The sequence below is a fragment of the Natronosalvus sp. KLKA75 genome (assembly GCF_059736265.1).
The window spans coordinates 2032593-2045438 of the sequence record NZ_CM185522.1 but is presented as its reverse complement, the minus strand read 5'-3'; the positions used below and the strand labels follow the sequence as shown (position 1 = coordinate 2045438).

The window sequence follows — 12846 nt, the reverse complement described above, 5'->3', positions numbered from 1 at the left end:
TCCATGTGTAGAGAGCGCGGATGAGGCGTTGGTCGCGGGTCTGGAAGTAGGGCGGGCTGGCGTCGTAGACACTCTATTCCGGAACCGGGTTTGCCAGGTCTGTAGGTGGGGAAATCATGGTCAGAGTACGAGATAGACGGCTTTGTGTGTCGATTATCCTGAATATCGAGGAAAAGACGACGATGTCCGACCGACCGCTTGGACGGCTAGGGAGATATTGTATCTGCGTCAAGAATGATCTCACGTTCTTCGGCCTCTTTGAGGTATTCGTCACGCCGGCCAAGGATATTCGCAATTGTTCCTTCAGGCACGCAAGTCTCGTTGTTGATAGCTGCATACGTCTTTCCCCGGTCACGAAGTTGAATCACTCTGAGCGCTCGTTGGAACTCTTGGGTGTCCGGAATCTGCTGTGTCTTCTCCGCGTTGTAGGTATACCCGAACCGGGGACGACCGAAGTCGTCACCTCGTTCTTTCTTGATTTTGAGGGCACGCTTCGCCTTCCGAATTTCTTCCTCCTTGGTGTCGCGTTCGATACGACGCTTCAGGTCGAACGTGAGGTCGTCTTCGTCCACGTCGGCGTAGTAGACAATCTCACAGTCACCTTGCTTGCAGGCGTATTCGATGATGGTGAAGTATTCGTCACGGCAGACCCGCCGATCGTCCCATGCGACGAGGTACTGGTGCTCGCCGTTCCGAATGCGTTCAACAGTGTTTGTAACGCGGTCGTTCTGGTCAAGCAGGCCTGCTGGTTCGTCTCGAGTCATCGAACTGAAACCTGTGTGTACGCCGAGGTCGAGGATCTCACGTTCGTCGGCGATTTCATCGGCGAGCGCTTTGACTTTCTCGCGTTGGTCTTCGAGGCCGATGTCGTCATCGCTACCTTTGGATTTGCGTATCCAGACGAGCGCCTTACTCATCGTCCTCGTCCTCTTTTTCGCGTTCGTGGAACTCGACCTCGACGACTCCGGTGTTGGGGTTAATGCTCCACCTGAGTTCGAGGTCTTCAGCTGGGGGAGCGCCCTTGATCATCCGGATTTGCTTCGGTATGGTTGATGCGACCGAAGATTGGCCACGTGGCCAGGCTTTGGTTTTGTAGCAGATTCGGTCGTTGGTCATCTATTTTGCCTCCTCGGGAGTGACGATCCAGGTAGTATCATCAATCTGTAAGCTTTTGCTGCCGTCGCTCCAGTGGGAGATGCTGTAGTCTTCGTCGTATCCGGTTTGCTGCTCATGAGCGGCGTCGTGGTCGTCGGCGAGGGCGTCTTTCTTGTCGGAGTAGACTCCGTGGATGGTGGTGCCTTCGTAGGAAATCTTTTCGGTGAGGGTGTACACGACTGAGTCTGAACTGTAGTTCATGTTTGGAGGGTGATTTCGGGCCGTTTCGAATTTGCCTTACTCTGTGTATTACTACATGCCTTATCTTTATATGCTTAAGGGAGAGTGGTGGTCACTCAGAAACTCCCGACATTCTGAGTGACGAAGCCAGCCATCCAAGCGTCGGAATAATGGCTAAAGCCGGAGTCAGATGAGACCCGGATTCCAGGTTCTTTCTCAAGAAGGGGCTGTGCCACAAGAGGCAGGCTGGTCTTCACTTTCAGTCCGAGGCAACAACCTTTCACCGTCCCTGCTGAACACGATAGTAAGAACAGCACTCACCAGCAGGTATCGAACTCTCCCAAACCAGTACCACAAAACATATCGGCATCATAGCGAGTATATTCCAATCATGACTCCTCCCACACCGGGCTCGAACAACCCATTTCGTGAGGAGGAACTATATGCAGACGCCCTTTTACGAGGCATTGAGCTTGCAGTAGAGGACGTTTTCGACGACCCAGGCCGACATGTCACACGAACAGAGCAAGAGAAACTCTGCTACTTCGCAATCAAAGAGTTCGACATCCCGGTCACCTACAGCTGGTACCTTGCTGGAGCCTACACCAAAGTCGCCGGCGAGCCTGATAACGCCCCCGGACGAATTACCACCAACACAGCAGGGATTCAACGTGATCATGGCGAGGATGAGCGCGTTCAACAGTACCGAGATTACTTCGCGTCAGAAGTCTTCTTCGACGATTACGACTTACGAAAAGTTTGGTACACTGGGAAATTCGAATTCCTCCGCGATTTCTACCGGGAATGCGCTCCCGACGAGTACACCGACCTGTATCTCACATCGACGGATATTCGAGAGCATCTCGAAACCCTTGATGAGACAATTGAACAGGAAACAACGAACCGTTCGCTGTCGGATTTCGGCGGAGGATCTCAAGAGGGACTACTTTCTGAGTCGGACGAACGAGAATTTCGTCTGCTCATTTCCGACCTCCATCTGGAACTTTCGCAAATAGATGAGCTGTCCGAGATAGTGGATATAGTTACTCGAGGAACAGATGTGATTGAGCAGGTGTTTGCTCAGCTCACTACCCTCGAATCGATATCAAGCGAACAAAACGTTGTGTTGCAGGATCTCGCACCGTACTTCTACTACAGCGTCTGGCGTTACCCGGCAATGTATATTTCTACCCAAACCGCAGAGGGCCCGAATCGGCACCACTTGATTGGGGAACATGCAGACCGCTTTACGGACTTCCACGAAGAACTGCTGTCGAGGCGTTCTCGGTTGAGTGAGCGATGTACCGATGCGGGTCTCTATCCGCGTGCTGGTCATCACTCCCGGCAAGTAGACGAAGAACAGATGGCCCATCTGCACGAGATGGCGAGGGAAGTTCTGGAGGGGGTTGAATGAGCGGAGCTTCCCAGCTCAATCTGGACACGTCAGTGGTGGTGAACTACGTGTATTCTCAACTTCCTGGGGATCTCGAAGAGGATCGGGGATGTCAGCGACTCATCGATGGTGAGTCGTTCTACACGGTGATTGGTGGGAAGGCCAATGGGGAGTTCGATGCACTTTGTGAACGTCGGTACAATCTCTACGATGACGTGGTTTCGTACCTTCGTGATACTGATAACGATATTTTTGAGTACGACCCGCGCGACCGAGATGTCCACGTCAGCCGGAATGACCGGCGACATTTCCGGAACGATATTCAGATGAGTTGGTACGATATGGAGAAGCGAGAGCAGTTGTCCACTCTGCGTCGCTGCCTTCAGGACATTGAATTGTACCAGATTCAGCTACCGGACGAATTGATTGACCAGTGTTTCCCACAACAGAGCAACGACCAGTTGTTAAGCCGATTCCGGAGCGATCTCGGTATTGGCCATGATTGTGAGATCCTCGTAGATGCGGTCGAGGTCTCTCGTCAGCACTCAATATCTACCCTTGTTGCTGTAGATTCCGATATTACTGAGGGGGAGCACATTGATATTGTGCATGAAATCATCGAGGATGTACTTGGTGTGTCGGATTTGCTCCGTATTTCTGAGCCTGAAGGGGTGAGCACTGTGAGCGGCGATTGAATTGCTTTAGCTGGCTGTTCTAGCGTCGATGAACACTCGGTTGTGGCGTTCTTCGAAGGTCATCTTGGCAAGAAACTGGATTGTTCGCTGTTCAACTGATGGATGAAGCCGGTCTCAAGTAGACTCTCCACCACACACGATCCCGGACTAGAGTTTATATGATGAAAGGAGAGACAGTTCATCGTGCAAGGAGAACTGGAGAACCGAGAGGAACCCGATCCAGAGGTAGTATCTGAGGAGAATCTACGGGAAACTCTCTACGATCAGTTCGACATCTCCACAAAGGGCCGAGTAGGGATTCGATGGATTCTCCCTCTCCTCGAGAGGTCTGTCGAAACGGAATCACGATACGACGTCGATGACCGCTCCAAAATCCTCGCCGAAATCGCCCTGTTCCAAGCATACGAACGAGAACCCAAGTTCAAAATGTTTGCTTGGGCCGCTGTACTTATCGGCGGTTTCGACCTTCTACACACTCTCAACCCGGGAGTGTACAGCGTCTTGTTCATCGCTCTCGCAACAATCAACGGGTTCGTGTCTTCCCTCCGCTCACCAGCGATGATGGCTGCCGAGCTGGAAGGGGCGACTGACGAAGATGGCATGCCAGCCAATTATCGGACTAAAGCACTCTCCAGCGTCAACACGAACGTTACACTAGTGCTGTTCGTTATCGCTATCGGGATTCAACTGCTCATGACTGGTGAGTTCATACAAGGAGAGGTTGTTGCGAGGAACGTTGCCGATGGAAGGGTGAGCCCGGCTGTCTCTGCGATCGTGTTGATTGCCATCCCGTTGGTGTACAACCGGATTCGTGGAGAGGATTGAATCGCTCTGGCGGCGACACCTCCGGTCGAAATTATCTCGGCAAAGAGCCCGACCATCTGGCCGTCGAAATGATGGATGAAGCCGGACTCAAGTAACGCTCCACCCCGGGGTTTCTCGTTGATGAACGTTCTTTCGCCAATCCGTTAGATAGGTTCTCTGACCATTCTTGATAGAGAACGTTGCTGTAATGACCATTCGTCCTGACTATCTGTGTCAAAGGGCGATCCTTGCAACAAGTACCCCACTCCGAATATACCGGTTCGTAGCTTTTCCGCTTCCAACCTAACTGGCGTTATCTACCCCAGTAATCCATATATCGCTCATCTAGCCATTGGCGGAGGTCTTCAGTATTGTCGAAGTCATCGCTGTTGAATCGGCTTACCTCGTCGCTGGTATCAGCGTCTACAACCGACCATTGCGGCACAACCACAGGTGAATCATCCAGATTGTCCGATGTTAGTAATAACGTATTCGCCTCTGAGGTCGGCTAGTGCGTCGAGAAGTACGCAGGGGTAGTTGTGGGCCGGTTTGATTCCTTCGATGCCACAGGCACCACCATACTGTCGCGAGGTTGTACGGTGCGTGGAAGTACCCCTGGTTGGTAGATTGGTCATCGAGTAGCGCAAGAGCATCATCAAGGAGTCGGTCGACGTAGCGGTTTGAGACATGTCGACGTACGCGTGGTTTCAGAGCGGTCGTATCATCATTCTATTCTGTTTGATAATTATTGCATGACACGCTCATCGTTAGTGTGATAAGTGTTCAATGCCGTCGAACGTTGCCTGCTTTGATTCCGTCTTGTCGTTAACCACACCGTCATCAGCTTCGCTTTCTTTTACATCGTCGCTATCGTCAGTATCATCGGTTTCCGATTCTCTGAGTTGGTAACTATCCTTATCTAGTGAGAACGACGTTTCGAGATGGTGCACGAGCGCGTTTTTGTGGTCATCCTGTGCTGCATTAACAAATTCTCTGCTAGGAACGCGGGCGCATTGCACCCACTCACCGTCGCGTCGTTCGTGTAGACTTGCGCGGGTTACCAGATCTCCATCCATATCCAGTTCGATACGAGCAACCCGTTCAGAATGCTCATACACACGCTTATTAGGCGTTTTTGACTGGATTTCCCACGTGTGCCACAACGGGATCAGAGACTCGAGGTCGCGCGGCATTAGAAGTCGCCCCTGTTGATGTGCGGGTGGTAGTCGGGTTCGCTGTATTCCGCGATGACAATGTTGCTTGGAATGTGTTTCGTCCAGACGCAGTGTGCTTTGTCGTTGTCTACGCTTTGGGTGTAGGTCATCCGGATTTATAGGCCCATACCGGACGTAAAAGGGTTCGTCACTGCGTTTTAATAACCTACAACACAGGCTGTCTCAGACGTCGCACTAGCTGTCCAGCCTGTCGCAGAAGTTTTGGTAGGCAGACCAGATGCGTACGGGTACTTCGGTTGGCGTGATGGTGAAGAGAAGCTATCGAAAATTCGAGCGGCTGATATCGATAACTTGGTGATCGCTGTGTCGGAGCGATTGGACTGCGCCGAGGAGGACTTCGGCGAGGCCGCTGATCACGTGCTCTGGTTCAAAACCGGCATCCACGTCTATGATGTCGTCGAGCTAATCGAGGATATGCAGCCCCGGTTGCTGCCCAGTCCTGACACCTATACCGATCTCTCTCCCGGCGTGGGCGACTCGTCGTCGACGAATTTCAAGGCGTGAGTAATCAATATATTTGGTTGCGGTTGTAACGCTATCTCTTTTTGTTATGTTGATTATGGATCAGGATACACACACAGTGTATCAGTTCCAGTCTGCGGAGTTTCAGAAGGGGGGCGGGTGCACCGCAGGATTTCTCAGGATAGTCAGCGACAACAACCTACGCACCAAGCTGCGAAATTAACGCTCGTTTCTACCCACTACGGTAACGTTGGTTGTGATTTGTAATAAGGTCTTTGCACGTGAAAACCACCGTGGCTCACTCCCCACCCCCTCTCAGAACGCTCAGACTGGAAGTGACACTCTGTGTGTGTTTGTTGGGTGGTTGATGTGAATTCTATTTGATACGCGGACTGCTGTGGCTGTTGTTGACTACCCCAGATTCCTTCTGCTGTACCGCCTGTTCTCATAACTTCCACTGGAACCGATGTTCTCCCGAGGAGCCGATCGGACGGCAACAGTGCGCGGGTGTCATTCTGAGGAGGAGACCGTGTTGCCGCTCGAGCAGGGTTAGAGTCGAATCCGTTCCTCCTCTACGTCCACTTCTTCGCCGTCCTCAAGAAGGGTAACTGATAAAGTAGGCATGAAGGTATCCTCTGCACCCTTGGGGAGCTCGATTCCCAACCCGTCGAGGCCAGGATACCAATCACGGACTTGTTTGAGTTGTTTCGAAGTCTCGTTCGTGTCTTCGTCGGAATCGACTCGTATGTGGGCAGTATATTCTTTGGAATGATCGGCCACGTCGTAGTAGAAGATGACTGAGAGATGATTTTTATTAATGATGCCTACTGGCGAGGCGATGACATCGCTTAGTTGAGGATCTTTGCCAGTCTCCTTGCTCAGAATGTCGAAATCAGGCTTTTCGATGTCCGGCGTCTCGATGTCGGTGTCAGGATTTTCGTCTCTTCCCGAGCAACCAGCGACGAGGGCCGTGCCAACGCCGGTGATGGTGGCAAGGACGTCTCTACGCCGCATAGCCCGCAGGAGGAATTCATATGGCATAACCTTTCTGGTGATTGAGATTATGGTTATCCGGACGCACTGGGGTGACGCGTAGACGGTTAGCCCCTGTATGTATTTTAAACAGGGTTTTGATGGCTCGTCAGAGACACTCGCTATGCTGCCTGTGCTTCTGTAATGAAATGCAGAAACTACACCACGTACATAGTGCTGAAATAGGGAAAGTATGAAGACATCTTAATTAGAGAGACTATTCAACTGATGTTACCCTCGCTTGACGCGCTTGTAGATAACTCGAACAACACGCTCGAAGACGTTTACAAGACTGTCGTCCCCGAATGCGAGGAAATCCGCATCGCAACGGGCTACTTCTACTTATCTGGCTTCGATCTCTTCAAAGAAGATCTCGAAAATCTCCGTGATCCGGAAGAACTCGAACAAGCCCCATTTCGTATCCTCATGGGGCGAAAGACTGACCAACGTACCGTCGACGAAGTCAGCGAAGGCCAAACGCTACACGAGCAGTTCGAGCAGGAAGTGAAGGAAGACGTTGAAGATCTGAACAACGCGCAAATTGAACGACTTGACCGACTGCGAGACTTCATTGCAGAGGGGCTCGTTGATGTTCGCGTTCGAAATCCCGACTCGGGATATTTCCATGCGAAAGGCGGTTGCTTCCGCGGTGCGACGGACGACCCGAGTCTACGCAACGGTGACCGCGACCAGCGAGGCGCCGTCACTATCGTCGGATCATCGAACTTCTCACAGTCAGGCCACCGTCACAATGTTGAACTCAACCTGACCAGTCAGAACGGAAGCGACGCAGAAGCGTTTGAAGAATGGTACGACAACCAATGGGCCAACGGCGAGGAATTCTCCGAGGAAATCATCAACATCATCGAGGAGACCGATCGCTACCAACAGTGGAAGGAACAGCAGGATGAGGACGATGATGAAGTCGAGGATAAAGCAAATCTCGGAACGTATCTCGAACCGTTCGAGATGTACAAGCTCCTTGCGTACGACGAGCTGAACGGCAACGTCAGTGTCCGCGACAGCCCACTCTACTACTTCCAGACGCTTGGCTACGAAAGTGCCAAAACCAAGCTATCACAATATGACGGCTGCATCATCTCCGATTCTGTCGGCCTAGGGAAGTCGTTCATCGGAAGCGAACTCCTCTACGACTACCGGGAACAAGGTGACCATTGTCTCCTTATCGTCCCGGCCAACCTGACCGACCAGTGGCGTGATCTCCTTCAAGACGCGACAGACGAAGACGGAGACCCGTTCTTCGGACTCGAGGTTGACGGAAAACACTTGCAGGTCATGAGCATCAGCAAATTCCAGAACCTCACCCATGAAGAAGTGACCACTCTCGACGACCGATTCGATGTAGTGCTCATCGACGAGGCACACCGATTCCGGAACCACGGGAAGTGGCGACCAAACCCGGTTGACGACGACGATTACAAGGGAACTCGTCGGCATGCGAACGTGCGTCTTCTCCGGAACAACACGATGATCATGCTGACTGCGACGCCGATCAACAACTCAGCTAGCGACCTCAAGAACCTCATCGGATTGTTCACCGACGAAAACGAGCTGATGAACAAGGCATCGCTGAAATTCAGTGCTTTTGACGACTATATCGACCTCGCTGCGGAGCGTAAGCGAGTTGCTGCCGGAAAAGAGGAGGCCTCTGAGGAGGAGCAGCGCCAGATGACAGAGCAACTGAAGCGCCACTCGGATGAGATATCCGAGATACTAAACGAGGTGATGGTTCTCCGAACTCGAAAGCACGTCAAAGAGACGCTGACAGATCAAGACGAGTTCGATATGAGCTTCAAGCCGCCAGAACTCCACAAGGAACAGTACTCGCTTCCTCCCGCATACCAGCCCATTTATCGAATGTTGCCGGACGTGATGGATGCGCTCCACCTTCCACACATCACCATCAAGAATCCACAAGCAGGGGGTACACTGAAAGCACTCTACAAACTCAATCTCTTGAAACGCCTTGAGTCGTCTACCTACGCGTTCGTCCAATCGGTGCAGACCCTCCACGAGAGTGAACGGGCGCTCCTTGGGTTCCTAGATGGGTTACCGGAGGACGAAGATATCGACGTCCTACGTACGTTTGGCACCGACGAGCCTGGATCGACGCTAGAGGATTTCGTTGAAGGATCTGACGCAGCTGAAGATCTGGAGCAAACGCTTGAGGAGTTCGGCTTCGATAGTGGTGCCCTCCAGGCAGATGGGGGCGATGCAGACGACGAACTAGCCGATGCCACAGTGGGAGAAGTAAAAACGTACATCCGCGAAGACCTGACACTCCTCGCGTACTTCCTCACCCGGTTCATCGGTCGTGTAGCCCGCGACTCCGGGGCGATAGCGGACATGGAGGTCGAGCTGGAACAGTGGCTCGCTGACCATGGTGCCGCGGTTCTTCCAGACGTGCCAGAAGACGACCCAAACCCTATCCTCTATCCCCGGCATGATTTGAGCGAAGCCGATAGCGCCACCCTGGACTTCTACGAGGCCGTATTCACGCTCCGCGAGTTCCGTGACCCCAAGATTGACCGATTAGCTGATGTCCTGAACGGGTACGACCAGAAGGTACTCATCTTCACCCAGTATCGCGCGACTGCGGACTACGTTCACCGAACACTCGTCGACAACGAGTCATCACCGATGACGATGGAGAACAGTGCCGTGGTGAAGGGCGGTGACGAGAACAAGCAAGACATCATCAAACGGTTCGCTCCAGAGGCGTCAGGATACCAGCAGACGCTGGCTGAAAGTGACGAGACAGAGTTGCAGTACGTCGTCGCCACGGATACTCTCAGTGAGGGTGTGAATCTTCAAGATATCTCAGTGGTCGTAAACTACGATCTGCCGTGGAACCCCATGCGAATTGTTCAGCGTGTTGGTCGTGTCGATCGCATTGGTTCGACGGCGGACAAATACGTGCACAATTTCTACCCCGACGGAGATATCGAGGCTGCAATTAAGCTCCTTCAGCGCTTGCAGGCGAAGATCAATGACATCGCGCTCATCGTGGGCAAGGAGAACAACATCCTCGACCCGAACGAGGATGCGGTGCTGGAGAAGGCGGGGGTCGAGACGGAGAAGACAATCGGGGAACTGGAGATCGAGGAGATCGAGTCGTCAATTCGAGAGTCCCGTGAAGCGACCGACTACAACGAATTGGATGATACCTCAAAGAATCCGCTGCTACGGAACGCCGGTAGTGACGAGAACGCGGCATTCGAGCGTGTGCTACTCAAGGAAGAGCTGAACGACGACTATGGGCTCTCTTCAGAAGACTTCGAGTTTGCGGAGGACTATTTCGAGGAACAGACCGACGAGCGAGAGTTCCTCTACACGAATGCCATTGGCCACAATAGTGGCCCACGTCCGGGTGTGTTCGGCCTTGTCCATCTGTGGTTCGAGAACGAAGAGACTGGAGAACCCGAAGATGCGCCGCTCGGGCGTGTGCGGCGAGCGTTGTATTACAAGCCGTTCAGTGGTGATCTGAAGGAGCGACCTGTTGGTGCATTGGCCATCACACCGGAAACCCAAGGTGAGCAGCTTTCCGGGAACACCGACAGAGTGATTGCGAACAGAGAGTCGGTCGAGGAGCATCTCTCCCAGCGGTTAGAAGAGATACGTGAAGGCCAGGTTGAGGAGGTGTTCAGTGGCGGTGGCCAGTCCGCCACGCAGGAGATGCTCCTCGATATGATGCAGATGCGAATCCTGCCACAGTACGGTGATCAACCCGCACCCGTAGATGAGCACGATACGGTTGGGGAGTGGACGAATGCGCTATTCGACCAACTCGATCGAGTGAAGCTGGAACACACAGACGAAGACAGAGTATTGCGGGAGACCTTCCGGGAACACCCCGACTACACTTCGCTCGGCGACTGGCCGGTCGAAGAGTTCCTCATCGAACTAGGGGCATTCATCGAGGACAATATCGAAGCATCTGCGGAGTACCAGACCACTCTTGTGGGTGAGAGTGCCGTCCAGGCTCGGCTCATTTGTTGGGGCGTTATCGGCCAATAACTTATACCAATAATGTAGCCAGTAGCGCACTCGCGATTCAGTCAGCCATTGTGTCTTGAGGCTAATTCCACTCTGTATCGAGGTTTCTAATACACCCCGCCGAATTATAAGGTATTATGACAATAGACTCCGCTACACTCGATTCGTGGGCGAGTTACGAGAGCGGCGCGATACAATCGGCTCAAACGACTCATCAGCGCATTCGAAACGTCCTCAATGGAAGCCGTTCTCTGGATAGCAATGATTTCGACGATTTCCTGCAAGGCTCGTACAGAAACTACACCATTGTGCGCGGCTCAAGTGACGTTGATATAGTGGCTAAGCTCACCTCGAGCTACCGGGCAGATCTCTCTGGGCTATCAGCCAGTGAGAAACAACGATGGCAGAACCAGAAAACTGGGGTGAGCTACAGCTGGCAGGAGTTCCGGTCAGATGTCGTTGGTACGCTCGAAGATCGGTATGGGAGGGGTGCAATCAAAGAAGGCAACAAGGCTATTGAGGTGAACACTTCAGCGCTTCCCCTGAACGCTGACGTGCTGGTCTGTCAACAGTACCGTAAGTACTACTCATATCCTACCGGTTACTACGAGGGTGTCGTTTTCTGGGATACTAGTGGAAACCAGGTTGTTAATTATCCAAAGCGCCATATTGGACGAGGCAGTTCAAAAGAGTCCGACACTGGAGGCCGATTTAAAGAAACAGTTCGTATGTTCAAACGTGCCAGAAACTACCTCGTGAAGCAGAGCGAACTCAACAAAGACACCGTAGCGTCGTACTTCCTCGAGAACTTGCTCTACAACGTGCCAGACGGAAGATACACCTACGACAAACGCGACCGATTTGAGAAGATTCTCAGCTATCTTCAGGTCACAGATTATTCCAATTGGGAATGCCAGAATGGTGTAACAGACCTGTTCGGCAGTGGGGATACAAAATGGAGCACTCAACATGCAGACAACTTCGTGTACAAACTCACTGACCTTTGGCAGAGGTAGTGACTGACGATGCATACCTACTCTACTGACAACGACAAACGGCCACTGGTATACGCGATTCTCGGTGTCACTGCCTACCTTGCCCTCGGGTTCGTTGGATCGCTAATCACACAACTCTCTGCATACCTACCTATCGTAGCCGGCATTGGTGTAACTTGGACACTCCTCTTCGGAGTTGCTCTTGCTCTCTTTAATTTCTGGGGTTGGAAGACTCGCGTACCTCGTTGGATTAACCTCGTCAGAGTTCCCAATTTGAATGGACGCTGGGAGGGATACATTCAGACATCATACCAGGGAGACGACATCCCCGATGCTGCTCTCCACGAGTTGAACAACCCAGAGACAGATATGACCAAACTGACCGCGGCAATTGAAATCGATCAAAATTGGCGTAAGCTCAACGTTCGGTTGGAAACTGAGTCCTCGTCGTCGGATAGTTCTGGGGCAACGATTCTTACGGACGATGGGAAGTGGCCCTCGCTATCATACCAGTACGAAAACGAACCAGATCCAGACACACCGGGGGAGATGGTACTGCACTACGGTACAGCGAACTTAGAGCGGAAGCGAGAAGGCAATTGCGAAGTCTTAGAAGGAATCTACTACACAGGCCCTGGTCGTGGGAACTATGGCAAAATGCGTTTTGAACGTCCAGCGGAGTAACTTTAACACTGTACACTCAAACGATAACTATGGCTGATACGAAGCTCTGTCCGCGGTGCGACGGGAGTGGTTCCCTCGTCCAGAATGGCCAGTTCAATCAGTGTCCAAAGTGTGACGCGAGTGGAGTAGTTGAGAAAGGAGCGCACGAAAAGCTCCCCAAGGAACAACGACAAGCTCTCGGAACGGGTGGTGGA

12 protein-coding genes and 1 pseudogene are annotated in these 12846 nt (G+C 52.4%); 7 read left to right on the top strand and 6 right to left on the bottom strand.

The window, feature by feature from the left end; all coding sequences use genetic code 11:
* Positions 1-206: 206 nt before the first annotated feature.
* Genes AC6I65_RS09775 through AC6I65_RS09765 form a run of 3 tightly spaced genes read right to left on the bottom strand, consistent with a single transcriptional unit; the run spans position 207 to position 1356 of the window.
* The gene (locus AC6I65_RS09775) at positions 207-917 is read right to left on the bottom strand and encodes a serine integrase family protein (protein WP_497901722.1); all 711 of its coding nucleotides are present in this window, start codon (positions 915-917) and stop codon (positions 207-209) included.
* Positions 910-1116, bottom strand: coding sequence for a hypothetical protein (locus AC6I65_RS09770; RefSeq protein WP_497901721.1), 207 nt, complete (start codon positions 1114-1116; stop codon positions 910-912). The genes AC6I65_RS09775 and AC6I65_RS09770 overlap by 8 nt, the downstream gene beginning before the upstream one ends.
* A complete protein-coding gene (locus AC6I65_RS09765) occupies positions 1117-1356 on the bottom strand; it encodes a DUF7336 domain-containing protein (protein WP_497901720.1) in 240 nt (79 codons plus the stop codon).
* 370 nt (positions 1357-1726) lie between these two features.
* Between AC6I65_RS09765 and AC6I65_RS09760 the strand changes: the two genes are divergently transcribed.
* The 3 genes from AC6I65_RS09760 (at position 1727) to AC6I65_RS09750 (ending at position 4248) form a co-directional block, all read left to right on the top strand.
* Positions 1727-2749, top strand: coding sequence for a DUF8098 family protein (locus AC6I65_RS09760; protein WP_497901719.1), 1023 nt, complete (start codon positions 1727-1729; stop codon positions 2747-2749).
* On the top strand, positions 2746-3423 hold the full coding sequence (locus AC6I65_RS09755) for a DUF8169 family protein (protein ID WP_497901718.1): 678 nt from the start codon (positions 2746-2748) through the stop codon (positions 3421-3423). Before AC6I65_RS09760 ends, AC6I65_RS09755 begins: the two co-directional genes overlap by 4 nt.
* Positions 3424-3606: 183 nt before the next feature.
* Positions 3607-4248 carry a hypothetical protein gene (locus tag AC6I65_RS09750; protein ID WP_497901717.1) on the top strand — a complete coding sequence of 214 codons (642 nt, stop codon included), beginning with the start codon at positions 3607-3609 and terminating at the stop codon, positions 4246-4248.
* 746 nt (positions 4249-4994) lie between these two features.
* On the opposite strand, the gene AC6I65_RS09745 is transcribed toward AC6I65_RS09750, so the two are convergent.
* Together AC6I65_RS09745 and AC6I65_RS09740 are read right to left on the bottom strand one after the other, a co-directional pair.
* A complete protein-coding gene (locus AC6I65_RS09745) occupies positions 4995-5420 on the bottom strand; it encodes a hypothetical protein (protein ID WP_497901716.1) in 426 nt (141 codons plus the stop codon).
* On the bottom strand, positions 5420-5551 hold the full coding sequence (locus AC6I65_RS09740; protein WP_497901715.1) for a hypothetical protein: 132 nt from the start codon (positions 5549-5551) through the stop codon (positions 5420-5422). The genes AC6I65_RS09745 and AC6I65_RS09740 overlap by 1 nt, the downstream gene beginning before the upstream one ends.
* Before the next feature lie 160 nt (positions 5552-5711).
* Between AC6I65_RS09740 and AC6I65_RS09735 the strand changes: the two are divergent.
* Positions 5712-5966 (top strand): annotated as a pseudogene (locus AC6I65_RS09735) (DUF790 family protein); the annotation flags it as partial.
* A gap of 507 nt (positions 5967-6473) precedes the next feature.
* Here AC6I65_RS09735 and AC6I65_RS09730 read toward each other — a convergent pair.
* Positions 6474-6938: a hypothetical protein gene (locus tag AC6I65_RS09730; RefSeq protein WP_497901714.1), complete on the bottom strand. Its 465-nt coding sequence runs from the start codon at positions 6936-6938 to the stop codon at positions 6474-6476.
* Positions 6939-7184: 246 nt separating this feature from the next.
* Between AC6I65_RS09730 and AC6I65_RS09725 the strand changes: the two genes are divergently transcribed.
* The 3 genes from AC6I65_RS09725 to AC6I65_RS09715 all read left to right on the top strand — a co-directional run bounded on the left by AC6I65_RS09725 (position 7185) and on the right by AC6I65_RS09715 (position 12652).
* Positions 7185-10994 (top strand): helicase-related protein, encoded by a 3810-nt coding sequence (locus AC6I65_RS09725; RefSeq protein WP_497901713.1) that lies wholly within the window; start codon positions 7185-7187, stop codon positions 10992-10994.
* Positions 10995-11308: 314 nt separating this feature from the next.
* Positions 11309-11989 carry a nucleotidyltransferase-like protein gene (locus AC6I65_RS09720; protein ID WP_497901712.1) on the top strand — a complete coding sequence of 227 codons (681 nt, stop codon included), beginning with the start codon at positions 11309-11311 and terminating at the stop codon, positions 11987-11989.
* Positions 11990-11998: 9 nt separating this feature from the next.
* Positions 11999-12652, top strand: a complete 654-nt coding sequence (locus AC6I65_RS09715) for a Cap15 family cyclic dinucleotide receptor domain-containing protein (protein ID WP_497901711.1) — start codon at positions 11999-12001, stop codon at positions 12650-12652.
* Positions 12653-12846 lie beyond the last annotated feature (194 nt).

Coding starts and splice junctions, on each gene's coding strand:
- AC6I65_RS09775 (WP_497901722.1), bottom strand. CDS start 917: ATGAGTAAGGCGCTCGTCTGGATACGCAAATCCAAAGGTAGCGATGAC.
- AC6I65_RS09770 (WP_497901721.1), bottom strand. CDS start 1,116: ATGACCAACGACCGAATCTGCTACAAAACCAAAGCCTGGCCACGTGGC.
- AC6I65_RS09765 (WP_497901720.1), bottom strand. CDS start 1,356: ATGAACTACAGTTCAGACTCAGTCGTGTACACCCTCACCGAAAAGATT.
- AC6I65_RS09760 (WP_497901719.1), top strand. CDS start 1,727: ATGACTCCTCCCACACCGGGCTCGAACAACCCATTTCGTGAGGAGGAA.
- AC6I65_RS09755 (WP_497901718.1), top strand. CDS start 2,746: ATGAGCGGAGCTTCCCAGCTCAATCTGGACACGTCAGTGGTGGTGAAC.
- AC6I65_RS09745 (WP_497901716.1), bottom strand. CDS start 5,420: ATGCCGCGCGACCTCGAGTCTCTGATCCCGTTGTGGCACACGTGGGAA.
- AC6I65_RS09740 (WP_497901715.1), bottom strand. CDS start 5,551: ATGACCTACACCCAAAGCGTAGACAACGACAAAGCACACTGCGTCTGG.
- AC6I65_RS09730 (WP_497901714.1), bottom strand. CDS start 6,938: ATGCGGCGTAGAGACGTCCTTGCCACCATCACCGGCGTTGGCACGGCC.
- AC6I65_RS09725 (WP_497901713.1), top strand. CDS start 7,185: ATGTTACCCTCGCTTGACGCGCTTGTAGATAACTCGAACAACACGCTC.
- AC6I65_RS09715 (WP_497901711.1), top strand. CDS start 11,999: ATGCATACCTACTCTACTGACAACGACAAACGGCCACTGGTATACGCG.